19 protein-coding genes are annotated in these 24973 nt (G+C 57.2%); 11 read left to right on the top strand and 8 right to left on the bottom strand.

Features of this window, described 5'->3' with window-relative positions; translation table 11 throughout:
• Window positions 1-28: 28 nt before the first annotated feature.
• A complete protein-coding gene (locus tag ACLRGG_RS04900) occupies window positions 29-592 on the top strand; it encodes a methylated-DNA--[protein]-cysteine S-methyltransferase (RefSeq protein ID WP_416248691.1) in 564 nt (187 codons plus the stop codon).
• A gap of 427 nt (window positions 593-1019) precedes the next feature.
• A complete protein-coding gene (gene pnuC, locus ACLRGG_RS04895) occupies window positions 1020-1742 on the top strand; it encodes a nicotinamide riboside transporter PnuC (RefSeq protein ID WP_416248690.1) in 723 nt (240 codons plus the stop codon).
• 1 nt (window position 1743) lies between these two features.
• On the opposite strand, the gene zitB is transcribed toward pnuC, so the two are convergent.
• On the bottom strand, window positions 1744-2667 hold the full coding sequence (gene zitB / locus ACLRGG_RS04890; RefSeq protein WP_416248689.1) for a CDF family zinc transporter ZitB: 924 nt from the start codon (window positions 2665-2667) through the stop codon (window positions 1744-1746).
• A gap of 255 nt (window positions 2668-2922) precedes the next feature.
• Complete coding sequence (locus ACLRGG_RS04885) at window positions 2923-3279, bottom strand: protein YbgS (protein ID WP_067702442.1); 357 nt, start codon at window positions 3277-3279, stop codon at window positions 2923-2925.
• Window positions 3280-3567: 288 nt separating this feature from the next.
• On the opposite strand from ACLRGG_RS04885, the gene aroG reads away from it, so the two are divergent.
• The gene (gene aroG, locus ACLRGG_RS04880) at window positions 3568-4620 is read left to right on the top strand and encodes a 3-deoxy-7-phosphoheptulonate synthase AroG (protein WP_416248688.1); all 1053 of its coding nucleotides are present in this window, start codon (window positions 3568-3570) and stop codon (window positions 4618-4620) included.
• A gap of 99 nt (window positions 4621-4719) precedes the next feature.
• On the opposite strand, the gene gpmA is transcribed toward aroG, so the two are convergent.
• The 4 genes from gpmA to galT form a co-directional block, all read right to left on the bottom strand.
• Window positions 4720-5472 (bottom strand): 2,3-diphosphoglycerate-dependent phosphoglycerate mutase, encoded by a 753-nt coding sequence (gene gpmA / locus ACLRGG_RS04875; protein ID WP_416248687.1) that lies wholly within the window; start codon window positions 5470-5472, stop codon window positions 4720-4722.
• Between the two features lie 141 nt (window positions 5473-5613).
• Window positions 5614-6651, bottom strand: coding sequence for a galactose-1-epimerase (galM, locus tag ACLRGG_RS04870; protein ID WP_416248686.1), 1038 nt, complete (start codon window positions 6649-6651; stop codon window positions 5614-5616).
• A complete protein-coding gene (gene galK, locus ACLRGG_RS04865; RefSeq protein ID WP_416248685.1) occupies window positions 6645-7793 on the bottom strand; it encodes a galactokinase in 1149 nt (382 codons plus the stop codon). Before galK ends, galM begins: the two co-directional genes overlap by 7 nt.
• A 2-nt stretch (window positions 7794-7795) precedes the next feature.
• A complete protein-coding gene (gene galT / locus ACLRGG_RS04860; protein WP_416248684.1) occupies window positions 7796-8842 on the bottom strand; it encodes a galactose-1-phosphate uridylyltransferase in 1047 nt (348 codons plus the stop codon).
• Between the two features lie 434 nt (window positions 8843-9276).
• Between galT and ACLRGG_RS21425 the strand changes: the two genes are divergently transcribed.
• From ACLRGG_RS21425 to ACLRGG_RS04845, 3 genes are read left to right on the top strand one after another with little or no spacing between them, the layout of a single operon-like run.
• On the top strand, window positions 9277-14319 hold the full coding sequence (locus tag ACLRGG_RS21425) for a two-partner secretion domain-containing protein (protein WP_503369223.1): 5043 nt from the start codon (window positions 9277-9279) through the stop codon (window positions 14317-14319).
• A gap of 30 nt (window positions 14320-14349) precedes the next feature.
• Window positions 14350-17925, top strand: coding sequence for a hemagglutinin repeat-containing protein (locus tag ACLRGG_RS04850; RefSeq protein WP_503369224.1), 3576 nt, complete (start codon window positions 14350-14352; stop codon window positions 17923-17925).
• Window positions 17925-18464, top strand: coding sequence for a hypothetical protein (locus ACLRGG_RS04845; RefSeq protein WP_416248683.1), 540 nt, complete (start codon window positions 17925-17927; stop codon window positions 18462-18464). Before ACLRGG_RS04850 ends, ACLRGG_RS04845 begins: the two co-directional genes overlap by 1 nt.
• A gap of 50 nt (window positions 18465-18514) precedes the next feature.
• On the opposite strand, the gene ACLRGG_RS04840 is transcribed toward ACLRGG_RS04845, so the two are convergent.
• Together ACLRGG_RS04840 and ACLRGG_RS04835 are read right to left on the bottom strand one after the other, a co-directional pair.
• Window positions 18515-18727 (bottom strand): SymE family type I addiction module toxin, encoded by a 213-nt coding sequence (locus ACLRGG_RS04840; RefSeq protein ID WP_416248682.1) that lies wholly within the window; start codon window positions 18725-18727, stop codon window positions 18515-18517.
• 71 nt (window positions 18728-18798) lie between these two features.
• A complete protein-coding gene (locus ACLRGG_RS04835) occupies window positions 18799-19164 on the bottom strand; it encodes a helix-turn-helix domain-containing protein (RefSeq protein WP_416248681.1) in 366 nt (121 codons plus the stop codon).
• A gap of 138 nt (window positions 19165-19302) precedes the next feature.
• Between ACLRGG_RS04835 and ACLRGG_RS04830 the strand changes: the two genes are divergently transcribed.
• From ACLRGG_RS04830 to ACLRGG_RS04810, 5 genes are all read left to right on the top strand, one after another.
• Window positions 19303-22356 carry a CHC2 zinc finger domain-containing protein gene (locus ACLRGG_RS04830; RefSeq protein ID WP_416248680.1) on the top strand — a complete coding sequence of 1018 codons (3054 nt, stop codon included), beginning with the start codon at window positions 19303-19305 and terminating at the stop codon, window positions 22354-22356.
• 28 nt (window positions 22357-22384) lie between these two features.
• Window positions 22385-23434 (top strand): site-specific tyrosine recombinase XerC, encoded by a 1050-nt coding sequence (gene xerC / locus ACLRGG_RS04825; RefSeq protein ID WP_416248679.1) that lies wholly within the window; start codon window positions 22385-22387, stop codon window positions 23432-23434.
• A gap of 56 nt (window positions 23435-23490) precedes the next feature.
• Window positions 23491-23769 (top strand): antitoxin of toxin-antitoxin stability system, encoded by a 279-nt coding sequence (locus tag ACLRGG_RS04820; RefSeq protein ID WP_416248678.1) that lies wholly within the window; start codon window positions 23491-23493, stop codon window positions 23767-23769.
• Window positions 23766-24065, top strand: a complete 300-nt coding sequence (locus ACLRGG_RS04815; protein ID WP_416248677.1) for a type II toxin-antitoxin system RelE/ParE family toxin — start codon at window positions 23766-23768, stop codon at window positions 24063-24065. The genes ACLRGG_RS04820 and ACLRGG_RS04815 overlap by 4 nt, the downstream gene beginning before the upstream one ends.
• A 673-nt stretch (window positions 24066-24738) precedes the next feature.
• Window positions 24739-24882: a hypothetical protein gene (locus tag ACLRGG_RS04810; protein WP_416248676.1), complete on the top strand. Its 144-nt coding sequence runs from the start codon at window positions 24739-24741 to the stop codon at window positions 24880-24882.
• Window positions 24883-24973 lie beyond the last annotated feature (91 nt).

Here is a 24973-nt window from a genome sequence, read left to right as displayed (position 1 = left end):
TCACAAGTCGTGACGCAGGGAGAGTATGATGAACTACTTTTTTAAAAGGATACCTTCACCGGTGGGGGAGCTGACGGCAATCGCCAGCGATACCGGTCTGGCGGCGTTACTGTGGGAGAACGAAAATCCCAGGCGAGTCCGGCAGATGTCACCCCAGGAGGATCCCACGCATCCGATACTGCTGGAGACGGCGCGCCAGCTTAACGAGTATTTCTCGGGCAAGCGTAGCCGTTTTGACCTGCCTCTCGATTTTATCGGCACCGATTTTCAGAAAAAAGTGTGGCAGGCGCTACTGGAAATCCCCTTTGGTGAAACCCGTAGCTATGCGCAGATTGCGCACCAGATCGGCCATCCGACGGCGGTGCGCGCAGTCGGCGCGGCCAATGGAAAAAACCCGATCTCCATCATCGCCGCCTGTCACCGCGTGATAGGTTCTGATGGTAAACTGACGGGTTTTGCCGGCGGGCTGGCGGTCAAGGCGCTGCTGCTACGCCTTGAGGCCACCCATATTCACCGAGAGACGAAGCAGGCCCCACTCATTACAGATGAAAAAACCGGCGACAGAGGCAACAAATTCGGCTATCTTGTTTAGCGGATCAAACAAAGTTTCGTATTTCCGCATGCTTAAGCCTTAATAAAGTGGAATGGGTTAAGCCGAAGAAACGAGCGTCGCGATATGAGCCTGATATTCGATCCCGAGACGGCCTGGTCCTTCCCGCCAGAACCTGAACCGATCGGGAAATACAGGTGCCGGAGCGCCGCCCCGGGCTGTACGTCGCCAGGCAAGCCGGAGCCGATAGCTTCTGCTGGCAGGGAACCTGTATTGCCCACGATGAATGCCAAATCCAGGCGCTGCACAGGATGAAATCGCTTCATCCGGCGGCAGGTGAGGGGGCCACCTGCCGCCGCTGCGCGCACCCATCGTGGATAGCGTTGATACCGCTGAATCCTGTGTTAACCTTCCCGACGGGTTAAAAAATATAAACGGGCCTCCTTACTGCTTAGCAAAAGGTGTCAATATGGATTTTTTGAGCACGCATAATATTTTGGTTCACATTCCTCTCGGCGCAGGCGGTTACGATCTTTCGTGGATTGAAGCCACAGGCACTCTGGCTGGACTGCTCTGCATCTGGCTTGCCAGTCAGGAAAAAATAATTAACTACGCGTTTGGTCTGATAAACGTCACCCTGTTCGCGGTGATCTTCTTTCAGATCCAGCTCTACGCCAGCCTGTTGCTCCAGCTTTTTTTCCTGGTAGCCAATATTTACGGCTGGTATGCCTGGAGCAGGCAGACGGCGGATCATCAGCAGGCGCTAAAAATCCGCTGGATGGGACTGCCTAAAGCGCTGGCCTGGCTGGTGGTCTGCATTGTCGCCATCGCGCTGATGACGCGCTATATCAATCCGGTATTTGCCTGGCTGACCGCCATTGCGGTGGAAGCAATGCAGGCGATGGGGTTGGCAGTGACGCAGCCGACGCTGCAGCCGGACGCCTTCCCATTCTGGGACGCCTGTCTGATGGTGCTATCCATTGTGGCGATGATTTTAATGACGCGGAAATACGTCGAAAACTGGCTGATTTGGGTCGTCATTAACGTAATAAGCGTAATGATTTTTGCCCGGCAGGGCGTCTGGGCGATGGCGGTAGAATATGTCATTCTGACGCTGATTGCGCTTAACGGTAGCTGGCTGTGGATAAGGAGCGCCCGGCAGCAGGGCGAGGAGCGGGCGCTCTCGTTATAATCTAGTGGTGATGGTGCGCGTGTCCGGCTGACTCTGCGCTTAGCATGCAGTCGGCCTCCTCGCAGTGTTGATACTCCATCTGCACCGTGGCGTGAGCTATCTGATAGTGCTCATGCAGATATTCATGAATGCGGTGCAGCAGCGCATCGTGGTCATGCGGTGGGATAACCTGCACGTGCAGCGTCATGACCGGTTTTTCACCCACCTGCCAAAGGTGAATATGATGAACATTCCGGACTTCGGGGATACCACGCTTCAGCATTTTCGTCAGCTTTTCCACATCCAGCCGTGACGGCGCACCTTCCAGCAGTTCATGAAGACTCTCCTTCAGCAGTGCCCAGGCGCTGCGCACCACCAGCAGGGAGACCAGAATGGATAACAGCGGATCGATTGGCGTCCAGCCGGTATACATTATAACCAGCGCAGCCGCGACGGCGCCTACCGAGCCGAGCAGATCGCCCAGTACGTGCAGCGCAGCCGCCCGAACGTTAAGGTTTTTTTCCTCGCTGCCGTGATGCAGCAGCCAGAAAGAAAACAGGTTGGCGAAGAGTCCGGCCACGCCAATGACCAGCATCACGCCGCCGGCGATGGGCTCCGGATGCATAAAGCGGCGAACGGCTTCCCAGACGATCAGTACGGTGATCACCAGCAGGGCAATGGCATTAACAAAGGCTGCCAGCGTGGTCAGACGCAGCATGCCGAACGTGTGTCGCGTGCTCGGCTTGCGTCGGGCGAAATGCACCGCGAGCAGAGCCATCAGCAGGGCTGCCGTATCGGTGAGCATATGTCCGGCATCGGCCAGCAGCGCCAGTGAGCCTGAAAGCAGGCCACCCGCAATTTCTGCCACCATAAATACCGCAGTGACAATAAACGCCGCAAGCAGGCGGTTTTGGTTGCCTTTGTCTTCAGTGTGGGTGTGAGCCATAAATTTCCAGTTCCGTCAGAATACTTCTGCTAATGATATCAATAAATTTAGCGCGGTCCTATCCGGCGGCCAGGCTTTTAGCCGTTGTAGTCCGCGAGGGTTGTTTGGGTTAAGTGGAGGTTCCGGCTTCTGCTTAATCAGCGGTTTTTTTCCTGGATGTAAGCGCGTCAAAAAAAAGAAAAACCCCACCTGAGAGTGGGGTTTGTCGGCCAACTAAAGGGAGTATGCAGCGCCCCCTTTTGTCATAAGCACGAATTAGTTGGTGGTGCCATCGGTTTTAGTATCCGCGCCTGGACCCACTTTTTTGTTCATGTCCGGGCATTTGCCGTCTTTACACTGGGCGTTTTTATCCATCTGGTCAGCGGTCATTTTTTTATGATGCTGGGCCTTTTTATGATGCTTTTTCACCGGATGCGTGGTGGTTTCGCTCCCGGTGTTGATTTTGTTGTTATCAACATTGTTAGGTGCAAGGTTATCTTTTGCGCCACCGGCTACCGCGCCCGCTGCGGCGGCGTTGTTGGAATTACCTTCGCCGCTGCCTGCAGCCATTGCTGCGGTGCTGCCGAAAGTCATTGCGGTTGCCAGAAGTACGATTGCGATCTTATTCATCATTTTGCCCCATTCATTTTGTGTAGTGCCGAAAAGTCGGCATAAAAGCAGTCCAATTAACGCTGAGTATCGTAAACAATACCCAGACGCATAACGTTCGCCCGCCTGAAGCTGGTGATCTTTATGCGTTTTTTTTAAGTGTATGCACAATAAAGTGTAGTTAAGGATGGAAAAACGGCAAATATCCTTATCAGGAATTTCTTTCCTTTGATTTACAGCGACCTGTGCACGCGATAAATTGGACGGGATGCGCCAGGTGTGCAGTACTGCGACTACGATACTGGAAAGACTATGAACTATCAGAATGATGACTTAAGAATCAAAGAGATAAAGGAACTTCTACCCCCTGTAGCTCTGCTCGAAAAGTTTCCGGCCACGGAGTTGGCGGCACAGACCGTAGCCCGCTCCCGCAAGGCCATTCACGCTATCCTTAAAAAAGAGGACGATCGCCTGTTAGTGGTGATTGGGCCGTGCTCCATCCATGATACGGCGGCGGCAAAAGAGTATGCCGGACGCCTGCTCAGCCTGCGCGAAGAGCTGGGTGATGCACTGGAAGTGGTCATGCGCGTCTATTTTGAGAAGCCGCGCACCACCGTTGGCTGGAAGGGGTTAATCAACGATCCGCACATGGATGGCAGCTTCCAGATCAACGACGGGCTGCGCATTGCCCGTAACCTGCTGGTGGAAATCAATGATTCCGGTTTACCCACCGCCGGTGAGTTTCTGGATATGATCACCCCGCAGTATGTCGCTGACCTGATGAGCTGGGGGGCAATCGGCGCCCGAACCACTGAATCGCAGGTCCATCGCGAACTCTCTTCCGGCCTCTCCTGCCCGGTGGGGTTCAAAAACGGTACGGATGGCACCATTAAAGTGGCGATTGACGCTATTAATGCGGCCAGCGCGCCGCACTGCTTCCTGTCGGTTACCAAATACGGCCACTCAGCCATTGTCGAAACCAGCGGGAACGCTGACTGCCATATCATCCTGCGCGGCGGCAAAGAGCCAAACTACAGTGCTGAGCATGTGGATATCGTTAAGCGAGGTCTGGAACAGGCCGGGCTGACCCCGCAGGTGATGATCGACTTTAGCCACGCTAACAGCAGTAAGCAGTATCAGAAGCAGATGGACGTTGCCCATGACGTTGCTCAGCAGATTGCGGGCGGCGACGCGGCCATCATGGGCGTGATGATTGAAAGCCATCTGGTTGAGGGCAACCAGAGCCTGGAGAGCGGTGAGCCGCTGGTCTACGGCCAGAGCGTGACCGACGCCTGCATTGGCTGGGACGATACCACTAAGGTGCTGCGCCAGCTGGCCGAGGCCGTCAGAGTCCGTCGCGGCTGACGGCGGAAGGGAGCGACAGCCGCTGTTGCTCCCGAAAACAGGCACAAAAAAATCCGCCCGGGGGCGGATTTTTTGTTCCCAAAAGGGAAGGGAGAAAGCTTACTTCGCTTTACCCTGGTTAGCCACGGCAGCTGCCTTAGCGGCAATCTCGTCAGCATCGCCCAGATAGTAGTGTTTGATCGGTTTGAAGTTTTCGTCAAACTCATACACCAGCGGTACGCCGGTTGGGATGTTCAGCTCAAGGATCTCTTCTTCGCTCATGTTATCCAGGTATTTCACCAGCGCGCGCAGTGAGTTACCGTGAGCGGCGATGATCACTTTCTCGCCTTTTTTCATGCGTGGCAGAATGGACTCATTCCAGTAGGGCAGCACGCGATCGATGGTCAGCGCCAGGCTTTCCGTAGTCGGCAGCTGCTCAGCAGTCAGGCCCGCATAGCGCGGGTCATGGCCCGGGAAGCGTTCATCGCTGCGATCCAGTTCCGGTGGCGTGACGGCAAAGCCGCGGCGCCACTGCTTCACCTGGTCGTCACCGTATTTCTGCGCGGTTTCAGCTTTGTCCAGCCCCTGCAGCGCACCGTAGTGACGCTCATTCAGACGCCATGATTTTTCAACCGGCAGCCAGACCTGATCAACTTCGTCGAGAATAGCCCACAGGGTGTGGATGGCTCGTTTCAGCACGGACGTGTAAGCAAAGTCGAAGGTAAAACCTTCATTCTTTAATAACTTACCTGCTGCTTTGGCTTCGGTACGGCCTTTATCGGACAGGTCAACATCGTACCATCCGGTAAAGCGGTTTTCGTTGTTCCACTGGCTTTCGCCGTGACGTACCAGAACCAGCTTAGTTACAGCCATAGCTCAACTCCTTAATCTGACGTTTCTATGATATTGGTAAACTGCAAATTGCTCTGGCAATTTGATTGTGACCTACCATAGCGGAAATCTTCACGGCACGTAAGCCTGAAGCATTCAGGATGCACGTTTTCATGCGCTTAATCAAACCGCCGTCAGCCGGTAGCGGGTCACAGACTGAAACGATTCACCTGGCTTGATCCAGCAGTCCGGCTGCGGCCATTCAGGGTGATTCGGCGAATCGGGTAAAAATTCGCTTTCCAGCGCAATACCCTGATGCGCTGCGTAGACGCCCTGCTCACGTGCGGGCGTTCCCGCCAGATAATTACCGCTATAAACCTGCAGGGCAGGAGCGGAGGTAAATACGCTTAGCATCAGTTGCCCATCGGCAGAGCAGAGCTGCGCGGCAGGGGTGGACGCGTCGCGCGCGTTAAGCAGGAAGGCGTGATCGTAGCCCTTCACTGCACGTTGATCCTCATCCTGCATAAAGTCCTGCGCCAGCGTTTTTGCCTGACGGAAATCAAAGCTGGTGTTGGCGACGGGCGTCAGATCGGCATTGGGGATCCCTTCGCTGCTGACCGGAAGGTAACGATCGGCGCTGACCTGGAGCCGGTGCTCACGCGCATCGCCGTGATGAGCGTCCAGATTGAAATAGGCATGATTGGTAAGATTCACCGGGCAGGGGGCGTCTACCGTCGCGTGATAGCGTATCGTCAGCGTATTATCATCCTCCAGACGGTAGATTACGGAGGCCAGCAGCCGTCCCGGATAGCCCTGATCGCCCGCTAGTGAGTCCAGGCGATACTCAACCTCCTGCTCAGCCTGGCGCACGATCTGCCATCGGCGATTATTAAAGCCATTGGGTCCGCCATGCAGCTGGTGGGCACCCTGATTTGCCGCGAGCTGCACTGTCCTGCCGCCAGCATCAAAGGTCGCATTGGCGATGCGATTGGCATAGCGGCCTACGGTCGCGCCCAGATAGGCCGTCTGGCTGGGGTAGTCTGAGGGTGTGGCGCAGCCGAGTAGCGCTTCGCGCACCGATCCATCCTTCATCGGTACGCGCGCTGACAGCCAGGTCGCGCCCCAGTCCATGAAGGTTGTGACCATGCCACCCGCATTACGCAGGTGGGTGATCCGCCACGCCTGGCCGTCGGGGGCATGAGAATGCGGTTCTGTCAGCATTGGCTGGCTCCTGCTGACGCTTTACAGACGTAGAACGTCTCTTTGATACCGGATTTAGCCTCGTACTGTTCCGCCACCGCCGCCTGAACGGCATCCACCAGATCCAGCGGCACCAGCGCCACCACGCAGCCGCCGAAACCGCCGCCGGTCATGCGTACTCCACCGCGTTCACCAATGGTCGCTTTGACAATTTCTACCAGCGCATCAATCGGCGGGACGGTAATTTCAAAATCATCGCGCATAGAGGCATGTGACTGTGCCATTAGCTCGCCCATCCGCGCCAGATCGCCCTTCGCCAGCGCGTCTGCGGCTTCCAGCGTACGGGCATTTTCAGTCAGCACGTGACGAACGCGTTTCGCCACCTGCGGGTCCAGCTCATGCTCCACGGCGTTAAACTGATTAAGGTCGACGTCCCGCAGCGACGGCTGGCTGAAAAAGCGTGCGCCTGTTTCGCACTGCTGGCGGCGGGTATTGTACTCGCTGCCCACCAGGCTGCGGCGGAAATTGGAGTTAATAATCACTACCGCCACGTCTTCAGGCATCGGCACCGGGCGCGTTCCCAGCGTGCGACAGTCCAGCAGCAGGGCATGATCTTTTTTACCCAGTGCGGAAATGAGCTGATCCATAATGCCGCAGTTACAGCCGACAAACTGATTCTCGGCTTCCTGGCCGTTCACCGCGATCGCTGCGCCGTCGAGCGGCAGATGCCAGAGCTGCTGGAACACCGTGCCGACCGCCACTTCCAGCGATGCGGAGGAGCTCAGGCCGGCACCCTGCGGCACATCACCCGTAATCACCATATCCACGCCGCCAAAATCTTTATGGCGCTGCTGGAGGTGTTTCACCACGCCCCGGACGTAGTTCGCCCACATCCAGTCGCTGTGGCTGAGGATCGGCTCATCCAGTGAAAAAGTGTCCTGCTGATTTTCATAATCGGCGGCAGTCACCCGCACCTGGCGGTCATCGCGGCGTGCGCAGGCAATCACCGTCTGATAATTGATGGCGCAGGGCAGGACAAAACCGTCGTTGTAATCGGTATGTTCACCAATCAGATTGACGCGACCCGGCGCCTGAATATAGTGGTCGGCCGCATAGCCGAAGTTATCCTGGAAGATCTGTTGGGCAGAGGTTTTTAACGTCATGGTTATGCTCCCGTCTCGCGGAAATGGATATCACTGACGGAACGCAGGCGCTCTGCAGCCTGTTCCGCGGTTAAATCGCGCTGGGTTTCGGCCAGCATCTCGTAGCCGACCATAAATTTACGCACCGTCGCGGAACGCAGCAGCGGGGGATAAAAGTGCGCGTGCAGCTGCCAGTGTTCGTTAGCTTCCCCGTTGAAGGGCGCGCCGTGCCAGCCCATTGAATAAGGGAAAGAGCACTGGAAGAGATTGTCATAGCGGCTGGTCAGTTTTTTCAGCGCCAGCGCCAGATCCTGACGCTGCGCATCGGTCAAATCCACCAGACGGCGAACAGCCGTTTTAGGCAGCAGCAGGGTCTCAAACGGCCAGGCGGCCCACCAGGGCACCACGGCCAGCCAGTGTTCCGTTTCCACGACGGTGCGGCTGCCATCTTTCAGTTCACGGGCGGCGTAATCCACCAGCATGGACGATCCGTGCTGCTGATACCAGCGGCGCTGAAGATCGTCTTCGCGTTTGGCTTCATTCGGCAGAAAACTGTTGGCCCAGATCTGCCCATGCGGGTGCGGATTGGAGCAGCCCATCGCCGCGCCTTTATTTTCAAACACCTGCACCCAGGGGTAGTGCTGACCGAGATCGGCAGTTTGCTCCTGCCAGGTTCTGACTATCTGCTCAAGAGCGGGAAGCGACAGCTCCGGCAGGGTTTTACTGTGATCCGGGGAAAAGCAGATCACCCGGCTGGTGCCGCGCGCGCTTTCACAGCGCATCAGCATATCGTCACTTTCCGGCGCGTCCGGGGTGTCGGTCATCAGTGCCGCATAGTCATTGGTGAATACCCAGGTGCTGGTGTAGTCCGGGTTTTTGTCACCCGTTACTCGTGTGTTGCCCGGGCAAAGAAAGCAGTCCGGATCGTGGGACGGGAACTGCTGCTGAGAAGGCGTCTCCTGCGCGCCCTGCCAGGGGCGTTTAGCGCGGTGGGGAGAAACCAGAATCCACTGGTCAGCCAGCGGGTTATAGCGGCGATGGGGGTGATCGACCGGATTAAATTTTTGCATGTTGCGTCCTGATAACCTTTTCTCTGCGTCGGGAGCCTTAAAGAAAAATAGCACAGTGTGAAAAAACAAAGCGTGATCAAGTCTGGATAAATGGAATCGTTTACACAAGTTGATAATTCCGAACTATCGGCGGATAGTTCAATATATTTAGCGAGACGATCGCTAATAAATGCCAATAAGTGGAAGCGATTACAAAGAGATTTCACCCGCATCCATCGCCCCCATAAGGGAAAGCGTGAGCGTGCCTTTCAACGTCATAAACGCAACCAGGAGGAGTGCATAAATTTTGAGCGGTCATCTTTTAAGTTGATTGCTTAAAAATTGCAGTCTATTCTGCATGCATTCACCGTCACTTCAGCCCCTGCCCGAAATCGAAATGGGCTATTCAGAGTGACAGGACAGGGACAGTCAAGAAGATACTGGCAAGGATCGCCATGAACAAAAATCTCTACAGAGTCATTTTCAATAAAGCCCGTGGTATGCTGATGGTGGTGTCCGAGACCGCGACGTCAGCTCGCGGGTCCCCCCCATCTTCTCAGGGGCTGAGACCGATACAACGCCGGATGTGCAGACTTTCTGCGCTGCAGTTTGCGCTGCTGGTCGCGCTGGGATGCGTCAGCCTTGCCTCCGGCGCGGCTGTCGTGGCGGACGTACAGGCGCCAGGTCACCAACAGCCCACCATCATCAATACGGCAAATGGCACGCCCCAGGTCAATATTCAGACCCCGGGCAGCGGCGGCGTATCCCGTAATATCTACAGCCAGTTTGACATTGACAGCAAAGGCGTGGTGCTGAACAACAGCCACGCTAACACGCAGACCCAGCTGGCAGGCATGGTGGCTGGCAACGGCATGCTGGCCAGGGGGGAAGCCCGCGTCATTCTCAATGAAGTAAACGCGCGCAACGCCAGCCAGTTGAACGGCATGATTGAAGTTGCTGGTCAAAAAGCCCAGGTCGTCATTGCCAACCCCGCCGGTATTACCTGTAACGGCTGCGGCTTTATCAACGCGCATCGTGCCACCCTGACCACCGGCAGCGTACAGATGAACCAGGGGCTGATCGCGGGTTTTGATGTGAGTAACGGTGAAATCGTGGTTCGGGGCGCAGGAATGGACAGCAGCCGACAGGATAAAACCGATCTGATTGCCCGTGCGGTTAAGATCAATGCCGGGATCTGGGCCAGGGAGCTGAACGTCACTGCCGGTCGTAACCTTGTGGATGCGGATCATCATCGGGTCACGGCCAAAGCTGCTGATGACAGTCTGGCCCCTGCTCTGGCCATTGACGTCGCGGCGCTGGGCGGCATGTATGCCAACAAAATCCGCCTGACGGGCACTGAAAAGGGCGTGGGCGTTCACAATGCCGGTCATATTGGTACTGCCGCCGGTGATGTGGTGATCAATGCCGATGGCAGAATAGGCAACAGCGGCAGCATCAATGCTTCACAAAACCTGCGGCTTACGTCGCAGGGGCAGATGGACAATAGCGGCAGGATTTACGCGGCAGCCAGTACGGATGTCACAGCCAGTGGCACACTGAACAACAGCGGAATTATCGCCGCCAGTAATCACTCCACGCTCAATGCGGCGTCACTGGTCAGTCATGCAGGCGCCGTGCTGGCCGCCGGGATCAACAGCGATGGCAGGCCGGGAACGGCCGGGAATTTAACGCTCAGTAGCCTGGGGGAACTGAGGGTCCACGGGCAGGCTTTTGCAGCAGGCCAGCTTACGGCAACGGGGACCACGCTTGACCTCAGCGGTAGCCTGACAACGGGCCGTAACATGGCGTTGCAGGCCCGTTCCGGCAGCCTCACCACCTCAAATGCCTCCCTGACGGCCGCGCAGCAGATTACCGCCTCAGCCCGGACAGCCATCAATAACCATGGCGGCATCCTCTCGGCGGATGCGTTCAATCTCAGCGCCAGCACCTTCTCAAATCAGCAGGGACGGTTACAGCAGCTCGGAACTGACGATCTGCACCTCTCCTTTACCGGTGGCCTGAACAATTCGGACGGGATTATTGCCAGCAACGGCCTGAACCTGACGTTAAACACCTCCTCATTCAGTAATCAGCACGGAACCCTGCAGCACTATGGTACGGGCGATCTGACTATCAGCAGTACCGACGTAAACAGTACCCGGGGCAGGCTAAATACGCAGGGACGTCTGAATCTGGGTGCCAGTCAACTGGTACTGGATGAGGCAAGGGTTGAGGCTAATCAGCTGTCGATAACGGCAGATTCGCTTTCCCATCGTGGCGGTAACATGGTGCAGACCGGCCGCGGCGATCTCTCCGTGACGGTTAACGCGCGGCTGGACAATCAGCAGGGCAGCATGGCGACAAACGGTAATCTGCTGCTGAACGCAGGAAGCCTGAATAACCAGCAGGGGCATCTGATCGCCGCACAGCGTGGCGCGATACGGATTGAGACGCAGTCGTTGCTCGACAACCAGCAGGGTAGCATGGCAGCGGCAGGCAGCCTGTCGCTGCACAGCTCGGGTTTAAACAACGCGGGCGGCCTGCTCCAGTCTGGCGCAGAGATGACGGTAGCGTTAGCGGGCGACCTCATCAACCGCGACAGCGGCAGCAACGGCGGCATTCTCAGTCGCGGCTCCATGATTGTCAGCAGCGGCAATATTGATAATACTGCCGGGTTTATTGCCGCAGGCGGCGATGCGTCACTGACCGGATGGCGCCTGAGCAACCAGCAGGGTACGCTGACAAGCGACGCGGGTCTGAAACTGGTAACGCACGCCGTGAATAATCATTCTGGTCGCGTGCAGGCGCGCACCCGTCTGGATCTGAATACAGGGGGTAACATACTGACCAATACCCGCGGCGTGTTCAGCGCGGGTGAGACGCTGACGCTGCTGACGGGCGCACTGCTTAACGCATCAGGGCAGTTAATCAGCACGGGTACGCTGAAGCTCAATACCCTGTATAAGCAGCTGGATAACCACGGCGGGATGGTTGCCTCGGCCGGGGATATGCAGCTTGACACCGGGATGCTGTCGAATACTGGTGGGCAGCTGCAGGCAGCGGGTAATGCGCAGATCAACACGGCAGACGCGGGAATAGACAACACGTCAGGGCTGATCCGCAGTGGCAGGAGCCTGTCGCTGACGACGGCGATGCTTTCCAACCGCAATACCCTCAGCGGGGACACCGGCATTGAGGGGCAGAGGGTAACGATTACCAGCGCTTCAACAGACAACCTGGCGGGCGCCATCAGGGCGAACGATCGGCTTGATATTGCCAGCAGCCACGCGCTGAATAACAGCGGCGGCCTGATCTCATCGGCCTCCCGGCTGAACATTGACGGCGGCCAGTCTCTGACCCTGATCAATACCGCAGGCACGCTGACGGGCGGTGGCGTGCTCAGCCTGACCGCGAACGCACTGAGCGGCGATGGTCGGGTAGCATCTCAGGACGGGATGACGCTGGATTTACAGCAGGCCTTTTTCAATCAGGGTGAGCTGACCACCAACGGTGATATGAATTTTACCCTGGGCAGCACGCTGGTGAACCAGTCGCTGATCCGTGCCGGTGGCGTACTGACGCTGCATGCCACAGAACTGGATAATCAGGAGGTGGCAGAAATCAGCGCCGGAGAAAATCATCTGCTGATCGCCGGTGCCGTAACGAATCGGGGCCTGCTTGACGGCGGACTGACGCACGTCACCGCCTCCATCCTGAGCAACACCGGCAGCGGGCGCATTTATGGCCATCGTGTTGCGCTGCAAAGCGCTACGCTGAACAACCGGGCTGAAAATGGTCGGGCCGCCACCATTGCTGCCCGCGAGCGGCTGGATATCGGCGCAGGTGAGGTTAACAATGCCGATCATGGAGTGATCTACAGCGCAGGGGATATTGCCGTCGGCGGCACGCTGAATGCCAGCTGGCGGGCCAGCGGCAGGGGGGGAGCATTCAACAATCACAGCGCCACGCTGGAAGCTGTTGGGGATATTACGCTCGATATCCGTGAAATTAACAATATCAATGATCACCTGGTCACCGAGGTGGTGGAGGTTGAACACTCCTCACATCATGAAGGCGTCCTGAAAGGATCTATCAATCGGTTTGACTGGGCCGATATCGATCTCAGCTATAAGAATAAATACGGCGTGCGGGACGCCATTATGCCCGACGGTACGCGCGACAATGATTTCTACGAATATCAGTACCAGCGCACCATTACCGAAACCCGGGTGAAGGAGAGCGACCCCGGGCAGCTTATTGCCGGCGGCAATCTGACCCTTAACAGCGACCGGGTGAATAACCACGACAGCCGCATCGTTGCCGGTGGCCTGCTTGGCGGGATCATTGGCGAGTTAAACAACATCGCGACCACAGGCAAACGGGTAATCACCGATATTGGTACGCAGACCCGCTGGTATGCCAAAAAGTCAGGCAGTGGCATGGGGGGAACAAGCACTTCGCAGGGCAGGGATCGCAGCAACTACCGTCCTGACGCCATTTTTCAGACCGTCGATCTGCACACTATGGCATGGCAGGGCAACACCGCCATCGGCCCGGGTAAAAGGCCCGTTGCTGAGCGTGATAATTCAGGCAGTGATATCACCGTCATCCACGCCGGTGATATCACTGCTGATACGGGCCAGATCCCCCTGAATCCCCCTCCGGGGCAGCTGGTCGAAATCGTTCAGCCAGACAGCGACGATACCCTTATCAGAACCATCGTACCCGACCTGACGCTCCCGGATAACAGCCTTTATCAGCAGATCCCCGGTAACGATGTGCCCTTCCTGATCGAAACCGATCCCCGCTTTACCGATAAGAAGCGGTGGCTGGGCAGTGATTATATGCAAACCTGGTTCACTCAGGATCCGAATAATACCCTGAAGCGCCTGGGCGATGGCTTTTACGAGCAGCAACTGATCCGCCAGCAGGTGGTCGCCCTGACGGGGAGCCGCTACCTGAGCGGTCACAGCAGTGATGAAGCACAGTTCCAGGCGCTGATGGATGCCGGTATTACCTTTGGTAAAGCATTCGGCCTGAAAATCGGCGTGGCACTCACAGCACAGCAGATGGCGCAGCTCACCAGCGACATGGTATGGCTGGTGAAGCAGTCTGTCACTCTGGCAGACGGCAGCACCCAGGAGGTGCTGGTGCCGCAGCTTTACGCCCGGTTAAAATCCGGCGACCTTGACGGCAGTGGTGCGCTGCTGGCAGGAAATAACCTCTCCCTGAACGTCAATAGCGATCTGACCAACAGTGGCCTTCTTTATGGCCGCGAGACCGCGCAGCTGTCGGCTGATAACTTACTGAATAGCGGCTTTATTGGCGGTGATAACGTCGCTTTGCGGGCGCGCACTGATATCGACAATATTGGCGGAACAGTGCGGGCTGGCAGCAGCCTGAGCGCCACAGCAGGCCGCGATATTAACAGCATCAGCACGGCAGCCGGCAGTACGGGCAACATCACATTTGATCGTCCGGCGGTTATTTACGTGTAGAACGACAGCGGTACACTCAGCCTGCAGGCGATGAATAATATTAACCTGAACGCGACGCACATCAGTAACAGTGGCGAAGGCAGCCTGATGCAGATTGTTGCCGGTAACAATCTCAACCTGACGACCCTGACCACCACCCACAGCGAAAGCGGTAGCTGGGGCAAAGGCAATGACCGCAGCCTGACGCAGAGCACGGAGGTCGGCAGCCAGATTACCGGCAATGGCGATATTGTGTTGTCGGCAGGTCATGATTTTAACGCCCGGGCAGCCACGGTTAATGCAAAATCCGGCCTGAGCGTGGTGGCGGACAATGACATAACGGTCACCAGCGGTAATGCCTCTTACCACCTCACCGAAAACAGCCATCAGACCAGCAGCGGTATGCTGTCGAAAAAATCTGTCACCACCCATGATGAGGTGCAGAGTCAGCGCGCCGTTGGCAGCAGCTTCGGCGGCGACCATGTAACACTGGAGGCGGGACACGACCTGAACCTGAGTGGCAGCAACGTAGTGGCCACTCAGGATGTGTCGCTGGTGGCAGGTCACGATCTGGCCCTCACCACGGCTGATGAGACCCGTCGGGAAAATCATCTGCATACAGAGAAGAAAAGCGGCCTGTCGGGCACCGGTGGCATTGGCTTTACGGTCGGCAGCAGCTCACTGAAAATCCGCGACGGGTCAGTGACGGAAAGCAGCCTGGGCAGCACCGTGGGCAGTACGCAGGGCAATGTCAGCCTGACTGCAGGCAACGCCCTGACGGTGAAGGGATCTGACGTGCTGGCAGGGAAAGATCTGAGCCTGACCGGTAAAGAAGTGAATATCCTGGCGGTTGAAAAGCAGAGCAGCCAGACCCGCACAGTGGAACAGAAACAGAGCGGCCTGACGCTGGCGCTCTCCGGCACCGTCGGCAGCGCCATTAATTCGGCGGTGACGACCGTTAACGAAACCAGTAACGAGAGTCACGACAGGCTGGCTGCCCTGAATGGCATAAAAGCCGCGCTGACGGGCGCCCAGGCTTACCAGGGTGCACAGCTGGCCGGGGCAGGCAGTAGCGAAGGCAGCGTCATTGGCGTTAATCTCTCTTATGGCAGTCAGTCATCCAAATCTACCCTGACCGCGACGCAGACCCATAATCAGGGTAGTACGCTGACCGCAGGCAATAATCTGAGCATCAACGCGACCGGGACGGATATCAACGTGCAGGGCAGTCAGCTGCAGGCCAGTAATCATGCCAGCCTGAGCGCCGCGCGGGACGTTAACCTTATCTCAGCTCAGGACAGCCATACGCTTACGGGAAAAAATGAGAGCAAAGGCGGCTCAGTCGGTGTCGGCATCAATTTCGGTCAGGGCGCGAACGGCCTGTCGCTGAATGCCAGCGTTAATAAAGGTAAAGGCAGTGAGACCGGTAACGGCAGCTCGCAGACTGAAACCACCGTGAACGCTGGAAATAAACTGACCCTTAACAGTGGCCGCGACACCACCCTGACCGGTGCCCAGATTGGCGGTGAAAAGGTGATGCTGGAGGTTGGTCGTAACCTGACGCTGACCAGCGAGCAGGACAAAGATGTTTATGACGCGAAGCAGCAGAATGCCAGCGCGGGCGGCAGCGTCAGCATGAATGGCGGCAATGGTTCGGTGAATCTGAGCCAGGATAAGATGCACAGTCGTTTCGAGAGCGTGCAGGAGCAGACGGGCATCTTTGCCGGCAGCGGCGGCTTTGCTGTCACCGTGGGTGAGCATACCCAGCTCAACGGTGCGGTTATCGGGTCGACGGCAGCCGCGAATAAGAATAAACTGGATACTGGCACACTGGGGTTCAGCGATATTATAAATAAAGCTGACTACAAGGTTGAGCATCAGAGCGTGAGCGTCAGCAGCGGTAGTGGCGTCCCCGACGGCGGCGTGTTGGGCAATATCGGCAATCAGCTGGTCAGTAACCTGGCTACCGGGCTGCTGGTCGGGGTGAACGGCTCGGGCAGTGATAGCTCGACCACGAAATCGGCGGTGTCGGAAGGGACCATCTCCGTCCGTGACCGGGATAAGCAGCAACAGGATGTAGTCCAGCTGAGCCGTGATGTTGAGCATGCGAACCAGACGCTGAGTCCCATCTTCGATCTCGAAAAAGAGCAGAACCGGCTGAGGGAGGCGCAGCTGATAGGGGAGATCGGGATTCAGGTCGGGGATATCGCCAGGACGCAGGGTGATATTAACGGACTGAATGCGGCGAAAGAGAAGCTCGGGCCGCTGAAGGAAAATGCCACTGAAAAAGAGCGTGCGGCGTATCTGGATAAACTGCGCAACTCACCGGAATACAAAGCAGAAATGCAGAAGTTCGGCACCGGCAGCGCCCTCCAGCAGGGTATCCAGGCGGCGACCGCGGCGGTGCAGGGTCTGGCAGGTGGCGACCTGGCAAAAGCACTGGCCGGAGGTTCCGCACCGTATATCGCGAACGTTATCGGCAGCAGCGGACTGGATGATGCTGGGAAGGTGCTGGCTCACGCGGCGGTCAATGCGGCATTGGCAGCGGCCCAGGGCAATAATGCGCTGGTCGGCGCAGCGGGTGCAGCCACGGCTGAAATGGCCGGGATGATCGCCCTGAATGCTTACGGTAAACCGGTGAGCGAACTGTCTGAGACCGAGAAGCAGACGGTCAGCGCGCTGGCCACGCTGGCGGCGGGTCTGGCGGGCGGGTTGACCGGGAACGGCACGGCAGATGTGGTGGCAGCGGCGCAGGCCGGGAAAACGACCGTTGAGAATAACTATCTGAGCCAGAAACAGCAGGCGCAGAAGAAAGAAGAGCTGGCAGAATGTAAGAATGTTGCCTGTAAAGCCCAGACTCAGGCGAAATGGACGGCGATTGACCTCGGGCAGGACGGTAGCTTCGCGGCGGGTATGGCGGCCGGGGTGCCGGCAGGGCTGTATGACGCCGTTGACAGCATCGTTAAAACGGCCAGTAATCCGGTCGAAACTTACGAAGCACTGAAGACGCTGTTTAACAGCGGCGATGTGCTGGGTAACGTGTCGGATGCGGTGAAGCAGTCCTATATAGACCGCATTGACCGGATGGAAGCGGAGTACCAGAAAGCCGGGGCCAGTGGCTCGTTTAATGCGGGTGTTGAAGGCGGCAAGCTGGTCACTGATATAGCCAGCCTGCTTGCAGGCGGTGCCGGGGTGGTGAAAGGTGGCGCGGTCCTGACGGAGAAGGTGGTTGCGAAGGTTGTGGGTAAGGCTGAATCAGCGGCGGCAAAAGCTGGTGCCGATATAGTTAAAACAGGAACAGTTTTTGATTCGATTAAGGCAACTCAACCTGCAATACCCGGAACGTCCATTCCAAAGTCTTTTGAATTAAATGTTAATGGGCAAACTGTTTGGGTGAACCCAAATGCAACTAAACATATGGGCGAATATTTAACACGAAATGGGTTGTCTCACAGTACAACCGAAGGAAGTCAGGCCATGTTGACTAGTCTCCAGAGCGCTGTTAAAGATGCATCTTCGCAGGGACTTAAGTTTAACGAAAAAATGCAGATTGGGCGCTGGGAATTAGTATTTAGCCAACGACCTACAGACCCTTACCCAGTATTAAAACATGCGTTGTATAAATAATGAGATTAACTGTAGAAAACATTATTAATGAACCAGGAAGTGTAGCCATTACTATTGATGGTTACGTTCCTGTTGATATAAAAATCCTTGATTCTAAAAAGCTTCCTCCTTTATATTGGCGGGTCGGAAACGGTAATAAAAGCCTGCTTGAACTGGCTGTGTTACCAGAGAATGGATTTTTATCGTCTATAACATTAGTAATGATAGAACCAGACTCAATCCATAAAATAGACTCCCTGTCAGTAAATTTTTTAAACAGTACGCATGGACTTCCGGTTATTAATACAGACCTATGGAAGCACTCAGGGAATGATGATTTTAGTCAGCGTTTTGTTGATGATTTTAGTCTTGGAATTCAAGTGATTATATCCTTGGAGTCTATGTTATTAGTAATCGGTGATAATAAAAATGTGGCTAGTTGGATAAGGTGTAGTGATAATTTTTATCTGGGAATGGACGATGGAAGAAACATCGTTAATTTATTTTTGGACAAGTTATCGCAAGAAGAAATAGATAGTTTTTTTGAAGCAGTAGGTTAGCTAGAAATCCCAGCCCTTGCGGCTGGGGTTTTACTTTATACACCGGTCAGTTATCCTTCATCCGCCAGCCTGATGATCAGCCGCCCTGTCTCCGGGATCACCTCGATCTTCTGCCCGGTACTGAAGCCAAAATCTGCCATCCAGTGGCCCTTTAACGTAATGGACGGAGAAGGCTCAAACTTCCTCGAATCGCGGATATAACCCACGGTATAACGCCGGGCTTTGGTTGAAACCTGTTCTGACTTATGATGTTGCGCAGCCATAATAACTACCTCCAATAGTTTTTGTGGTCAGCGGCAGGAATGAGGTGCGAACTCACTTCTGCCGCGCTCAGTTAACGCTTGTTACTGTTGAATCCAATAGCCTGCTCTACCATCGACTTTTTGACAAAACTGTCCAGCACGGCAATCAATGCCTGCTGATCGGAGTCCGGCAACATATCCGCCTTCTGCCACAGATTATGTAGCGTATGGTTGTGGATCTTCACCTCTTCCGAAATGGCCTTACGGCCAACCAGTTCATCCAGCGTCACCTGCAACACATCGGCAATCTTAATCACCGTATCCAGATGAGGTGCGGTTGCGCCTTTCTCCCAGCGGTTATAGGCGCGGGGGTCCACGCCAAGAAGTTCCGCCAGCCGGACCTGGCTGAGGCTGCGGGCTTCGCGCAACAGGCGAAGACGCTCTGCAAATGCTGACATATCCATACCTGCACACAATGACTCAATAGGGTTCATTGTACGTACTCCTTTTTAGCTGCCTGTTGCTAATCACATATTATATAGATAATATAATCTACACAAGTGTCTATTGACGTGATTTTGACAGGAGTCCGTGATATGCCCCGCATCCCACAAAAGGAACTGGACGAGTTAAAGCGCAGCATATCCCTGGCCGCACTGGCTGCATCGCAGGGGCATCAGTTGCGTAAACAGGGGCGTGACCTTGCGCTGCTGTGTCCGTTCCATCAGGAGAAAACCCCGTCCTGCGTTATCTCGCCGGAGAAAAACCTGTACCACTGCTTCGGCTGCGGGGCGGCGGGATCGGTGGTTGACTGGATGATGAAAACGGAAGGCTTCTCCCTGCCAAAGGCGGTGCTGCGGCTGCGTGCGTTCGCCGGTTCCGGTTCTTTTTCAGCTGCTGCCGTTCCTTCTTCGCCGCCTGCCCGTCAGACCCTCACCGACCTGGACGACGACGGCCAGGCGCTGCTGAGTCAGGTCACCGACTGGTATCACCAGAATCTGCTGTCTTCGCCCGATGCGCTTGCCTGGCTGGAGAAACGCGGCCTGAATCATCCCGAACTGGTCAGCCACTTTACGCTGGGGTTCGCCGGGCCGCATGGTATCGCCGGCGCTTTACCCTCGCCGCACTCGAAAGAAGGAAAGTCGCTGCGTCAGCGGTTAACCCGGCTCGGCGTGGTGCGTGAATCAACCCGTCAGGATCACTTCCGTGGCTGCCTGACGGTGCCGGTCACGGGCTGGTCAGAGAGTTACGATCCGGCCTCGCGTGGCCGGGTGTTGCAGCTCTACGGGCGGCGCACCATGCCGGATTATCAGATAAAAAAGGGATCGGCAAAACATCTGTATCTTCCCTCGCCGCTGGCCGGGGTGTGGAATGAAGACGCCCTGAAAGCGTCGTCAGAAGTGATCCTCTGTGAAGCGCTTATCGATGCCATGACCTTCTGGTGCGCCGGGTTCCGTAACGTCATCGCGGCTTACGGTGTGAACGGCTTCACCACGTCCCATCTGGCAGCGTTGCAGTATCATGGCGCAAAGCGGGTGCTGATCGCCTTCGATCGGGACGAGGCCGGGGATCGGGGTGCTGAAACGGTGGCCGCACAACTGCACAGCGCCGGGATCGATGCCTGGCGGGTGCGCTTCCCGCAGGGGCTGGATGCCAATGCTTACGCGGTGAAAAGCGGCAATCCTGAATCCGCGCTGAGCCTGGCGCTGGAGCAGTCGGTCAGGATGTCTGCGTCCGTTCAGGCGGCTGTACCGGCAACGTCCGGCAGCGGTGCCGGTGCTGCTTCAGAAACCGGTGCTTCCCGCAATGAAAACATCCCTTCTTCAGCCGCCTTCCCGGCTTCACAGGCAGCGCATCAGCCTGCTGTAACCGCCGCCATCGCCTGCGAAACCACACCTTCCGGTGAACTGTTCTTACGTTCCGGTCCGCGCGTGTGGCGGGTGCGTGGCTGGCAGAAGAATACGCTGGCTGAGGTAATGAAAGTGAACGTGCAGGTGCTGGACGAGACTACCGGCGCGTTCCATGTTGATACGTTCGACATGTATCACGCGAAGCAGCGTCAGGGCTATGTGAGCACGGCGGCCAGCGAGCTGGCGTGTGAACTCGCGGTGATAAAGCGGGAATGCGGGCGGGTGCTGCTGGCACTGGAACAGCAGCAGGACGAACAGCGCCGGACGGCGGAGGCAGAGCAGACTTGCGGGGTGGTCACGGTATCCGGTGAGGATGAAGCCGCAGCCCTTGCGCTGCTGAAATCCCCCGAACTGGCAGAGCGCATCGTGGCTGACCTCGCATCGTGTGGCGTGGTTGGCGAGTCGGCCAACCTGCTGACCGGCTATCTGGCCGCCACCTCGCGCAAGCTGGATAAGCCGCTGGCGGTGCTAATCCAGTCTTCTTCGGCAGCGGGTAAGTCGTCGCTGATGGACGCGGTGCTGGGGCTTATCCCGGAAGAAGAGCGGGTGCAGTACAGCGCGATGACCGGGCAGAGCCTGTACTACCTGGGGGAAACGTCGTTACAGCACAAAATCCTGGCGATAGCCGAGGAGGAAGGCGTGCGCCAGGCGGCGTATGCGCTGAAGCTGTTGCAGTCGGACGGGGAGCTGAAGATAGCGTCAACCGGCAAGGACGAGTCCAGCGGTGAACTGGTGACGCGGGAGTACAGCGTGAAGGGACCGGTGATGCTGATGCTGACCACCACCGCGTCAGACGTGGATGAAGAGCTGCTCAACCGCTGCCTGGTGCTGACGGTGAACGAGTCGCGGGAGCAGACGCAGGCGATACACGCGGCTCAGCGTAAGGCGCAGACGCTGGCGGGCCTGCTGGCGGTCAGTGAAAAAAGTTACCTGACCCGCTTACACCAGAACGCCCAGCGGCTGTTACGCCCGCTGAAAGTGGTGAACCCGCATGCAGAGCGGCTGACGTTCCTGTCGGACAAAACCCGCACCCGCCGCGACCATATGAAGTACCTGACGCTGATACAGGCGGTGGCGCTGCTGCACCAGCATCAGCGGGAGGTCAGGCGGGCAGAGCATCGCGGACAGGTCATTGAGTATATCGAGGTGCAGCCGTCGGATATCGCGCTTGCCAACCGGCTGGCGCATGAGGTGTTAGGGCGGACGCTGGATGAGATGCCGCCGCAGACGAGGAAGTTACTGGTGCTGCTGAAAGAATGGGTGCAGGACGCGGCGCAGCAACAGGCGCTGAAGCCGGGCGAGCTGCACTTCACCCGGCGCGAGGTAAGGGCGGCGCTGGGCTGGGGCGACACGCAGCTGAAAATCCATCTGGCCCGTCTGCTGGAAATGGAATACCTGACGCTGCACCGGCGCGGCTTAACGTATGAATATGCGCTGCTGTGGGACGGCGGGAGCGGTGAAGAGGCGCATCTGTGCGGCCTGCTGGACGTGGCCGAAGCAGAAGCCGCCGCGACGGATAACGAAGGCGGCGCGTTCCGGTCGGGGTCTGAGGCTGAATGGTCGGGTACTGGTCGGGAGGCGGTCGGGGACCAGTCGGGCAGCGTAAAAGCGGCATCAGGCCAGGCAACAGAAGGCTTACAGGGTGAAGCGGTCGGGGCTGAGCAAAATGCAGTAATAGAGGTAAAAAAGAAAATGATGCAGCCGCCTTTGCCCTCGTTATCACAAATCCCTTCATCTTAGCCGTCAGTCCTGACAATGGAGTGTCACCATGACTTACCGCAGACCGCCGTCCAACCGTAAACCCGCTGCAAACCGCCTGTTAGCCGTGGATGACGTCTACCGTCAGCCGGTCGGTCCGGCCACCCATCCGAAAAGCCTCTACTGCCTGCTGCTGCGCTTCGTGAAATGGCGGCGGGAGCGCAACTGGTCGGAAACCACCCTAAAGGTACAGACGCACCACAGCTACCGTTTTATCCTGTGGGCGGCAGAGCGGGGCATCCGGTATGCGGCTGAGGTGACAAGGCCGGTACTGGAGCGTTACCAGCGGCATCTGTACCAGTACCGCAAGGCAAACGGTGAAGCACTGAGCAGCCGGACGCAGCGCACCACGCTACAGCCGCTTCAGGTGTGGTTCTCGTGGATGGCGAAACAGGGGCTGATACTGGCGAATCCCGCCGCTGACCTGGAGCTGCCGAAGCTGGAGAAACGCCTGCCGCTCACGATACTGAGCGTGGAGCAGGTGGAGGACATCGTGAGCCAGTGCGACCTGACGACGCTTCAGGGTATCCGCGACCGGGCGCTGCTGGAGCTGCTGTGGTCAACGGGCATCCGTCGCGGCGAGGTGACAGGGCTTGAGATATACAGCGCGGACTTCTCGCGGCGCATACTGACCATCGTGCAGGGCAAAGGACACGAAGACCGTATCGTGCCGGTGGGCGAGCGGGCGCTGTGGTGGCTGAATCGCTATATCGTGCATGTTCGCCCGGAAATCCTCGCCGTACCGGAGTGTAAGGCGCTGTTCCTGGCCATGGACGGCGTGGCGGGGTTAACGGTGAACGGTATCACTCAGGCGGTGGTGCCTTACCTGAGAGCGGCGGGTATCGACAAAGGCAGTTGCCACCTGTTCCGGCATGCGATGGCCACGCAGATGCTGGAGAACGGCGCGGACCTCAGATGGATACAGGCGATGCTGGGGCATCGCAGTGTTGAGAGTACGCAGATATATACCCAGGTCAGTATCCGGGCGTTGCAGGCGGTACACAGTTCGACGCATCCGGCAGAGCAGGGGGACAGCGAGAAACCAGACAATATGGCGTAAAGGTAATGATAAAGTATATACTTAGTCAGTACTTAAGCGGAATGAGAGAAAGAACCATGCCTAAAGAAGCGGTGTTCACGATGAAGCTGGAAAGCTCGCTGCGGGAAGACTTTATCGCCGCAGCGAAAGCCAGTGACAGGCCAGCCTCGCAGGTGATACGCGAGCTGATGCGGGACTACATCCGGCGCCAGACCGAGAGCCGGGCTTACGATGCTTACCTGGCGCAGAAAGTGGAGCGAGGGCGCCAGGACATACGGGCAGGTAACGTTGTGAGCAATGAAGAGGTTGAAGCGCAGTTCGCCGCGCGTCGTGCGAAACTGACGGGGAAAGCATGAAGGTACTCTGGGCGCAGGAAGCGCTCAACAACCGTACGGCAATATGGGATTACCTGGCAGAACAAAATCCGCTGGCTGCGATGGAACTGGATGAACGGTTCAACGAAGCAGCAGCCAGGCTGGCGGAGCATCCGCTGATGGGTGTAGCGGGGAAAATAGCCGGTACGCGAGAGCTGATACCGCATGAGCATTACCGGCTTGTGTACGAGACGGATGAAGAGGCCGGTATCATCTGGATAGTGACGCTGATCCACACAGCCCGTTGCTGGCCGCCGGTATCGCCGGAAAGCCCGTAAGCCCTCTGTGAGCCGGGTTGTTCGCTGTGCGGCAGAGCGCCGCGTCCGTGCGGCTCCCTGCCTTCATCGCGTACCGTGTGCGCGGGGGTAAATGACCGTGCAGCAGCCCGGGCCACGCACAATATAGTCGTTCAGGCGTGGCCGCTGCCCGGCCATTAAACATAATGTGCGGGTATTATGCGAAGCTCGCCGCCTGCTTCCCTGCTCTTCTTCGCCGCGTCCTGCGGCTCGTATCGCATAATACACATTATGTCGTGCGCCCCCGCGTTCCCGGGCGGGGTGGGGCCGCCATCCCTGGCGGCGCAAACTTGTGCATCGTCTGTAAGCAACCCCAAAGCAGCTGTCGGCCTGACGGCCTCCGCTTAAAAGGCTTCATGCCCGCCCGGCTGCGTCTGTCTGCGGCGGGTCGCAGTCGTTCCTCCTTGCTCCTTCCCGCCTCGCCAGCTTCCGCTGCCCGCCCGGTGTGGCGTGGTCATGCAAACCCCTGCGTTCCCTCCAGGTTCGGCGCTTCAGAGCGCTGTCCAGCGCTGCGGGCTTCGCCAGCCCGCGCCCGGCAGACGGTTCACCGTGCCACAGGCGAGCTGTGACCCGGTTCCCGCCGCAATGAAAACCGGTAATGACAGTGGAGAACATGCTGTTAAAATACCGGTCTGGCTGACGCAGGGAAAGCGGAATGAAGCGGACAAGAAAAGCCATGTGCTGGCTGCTGAGCGCGGTGATACTCACCGGGGCGGTAGCGTGTCCGGTGCTGAAAAGGCGCGTCGGGGCAAAAAGTTACGGTCCGGGAAGTGCGACAGGAAAAACCGTCCCTAACTGACGGAAAGCACAGGGGAAAGCTGTGTTCGTGGCCAGACTCCACGTCAGATAAAGTTGTTGTTGAGAATAACCTCTGTCTCTTATACACATCT

Source organism: Erwinia sp. PPS120, assembly GCF_047918655.1.
GTDB classification, from domain to species: Bacteria; Pseudomonadota; Gammaproteobacteria; order Enterobacterales; family Enterobacteriaceae; genus Erwinia; species Erwinia tasmaniensis_A.
Note: the sequence above shows the minus strand (reverse complement) of the source record. Positions and strands in the feature narration are given on the sequence as shown.

What these genes read in the sequence shown, in the direction of transcription:
- zitB (WP_416248689.1), bottom strand. Translation starts at nt 2,667, where the DNA reads ATGGCTCACACCCACACTGAAGACAAAGGCAACCAAAACCGCCTGCTT.
- galK (WP_416248685.1), bottom strand. Translation starts at nt 7,793, where the DNA reads ATGACGTTAAAAACCTCTGCCCAACAGATCTTCCAGGATAACTTCGGC.
- ACLRGG_RS04840 (WP_416248682.1), bottom strand. Translation starts at nt 18,727, where the DNA reads ATGGCTGCGCAACATCATAAGTCAGAACAGGTTTCAACCAAAGCCCGG.
- ACLRGG_RS04815 (WP_416248677.1), top strand. Translation starts at nt 23,766, where the DNA reads ATGAAGGTACTCTGGGCGCAGGAAGCGCTCAACAACCGTACGGCAATA.
- gpmA (WP_416248687.1), bottom strand. Translation starts at nt 5,472, where the DNA reads ATGGCTGTAACTAAGCTGGTTCTGGTACGTCACGGCGAAAGCCAGTGG.
- aroG (WP_416248688.1), top strand. Translation starts at nt 3,568, where the DNA reads ATGAACTATCAGAATGATGACTTAAGAATCAAAGAGATAAAGGAACTT.
- ACLRGG_RS21425 (WP_503369223.1), top strand. Translation starts at nt 9,277, where the DNA reads ATGAACAAAAATCTCTACAGAGTCATTTTCAATAAAGCCCGTGGTATG.
- ACLRGG_RS04850 (WP_503369224.1), top strand. Translation starts at nt 14,350, where the DNA reads ATGAATAATATTAACCTGAACGCGACGCACATCAGTAACAGTGGCGAA.
- ACLRGG_RS04845 (WP_416248683.1), top strand. Translation starts at nt 17,925, where the DNA reads ATGAGATTAACTGTAGAAAACATTATTAATGAACCAGGAAGTGTAGCC.
- ACLRGG_RS04820 (WP_416248678.1), top strand. Translation starts at nt 23,491, where the DNA reads ATGCCTAAAGAAGCGGTGTTCACGATGAAGCTGGAAAGCTCGCTGCGG.
- ACLRGG_RS04900 (WP_416248691.1), top strand. Translation starts at nt 29, where the DNA reads ATGAACTACTTTTTTAAAAGGATACCTTCACCGGTGGGGGAGCTGACG.
- xerC (WP_416248679.1), top strand. Translation starts at nt 22,385, where the DNA reads ATGACTTACCGCAGACCGCCGTCCAACCGTAAACCCGCTGCAAACCGC.
- pnuC (WP_416248690.1), top strand. Translation starts at nt 1,020, where the DNA reads ATGGATTTTTTGAGCACGCATAATATTTTGGTTCACATTCCTCTCGGC.
- galM (WP_416248686.1), bottom strand. Translation starts at nt 6,651, where the DNA reads ATGCTGACAGAACCGCATTCTCATGCCCCCGACGGCCAGGCGTGGCGG.
- ACLRGG_RS04810 (WP_416248676.1), top strand. Translation starts at nt 24,739, where the DNA reads ATGAAGCGGACAAGAAAAGCCATGTGCTGGCTGCTGAGCGCGGTGATA.
- ACLRGG_RS04835 (WP_416248681.1), bottom strand. Translation starts at nt 19,164, where the DNA reads ATGTCAGCATTTGCAGAGCGTCTTCGCCTGTTGCGCGAAGCCCGCAGC.
- ACLRGG_RS04885 (WP_067702442.1), bottom strand. Translation starts at nt 3,279, where the DNA reads ATGATGAATAAGATCGCAATCGTACTTCTGGCAACCGCAATGACTTTC.
- galT (WP_416248684.1), bottom strand. Translation starts at nt 8,842, where the DNA reads ATGCAAAAATTTAATCCGGTCGATCACCCCCATCGCCGCTATAACCCG.
- ACLRGG_RS04830 (WP_416248680.1), top strand. Translation starts at nt 19,303, where the DNA reads ATGCCCCGCATCCCACAAAAGGAACTGGACGAGTTAAAGCGCAGCATA.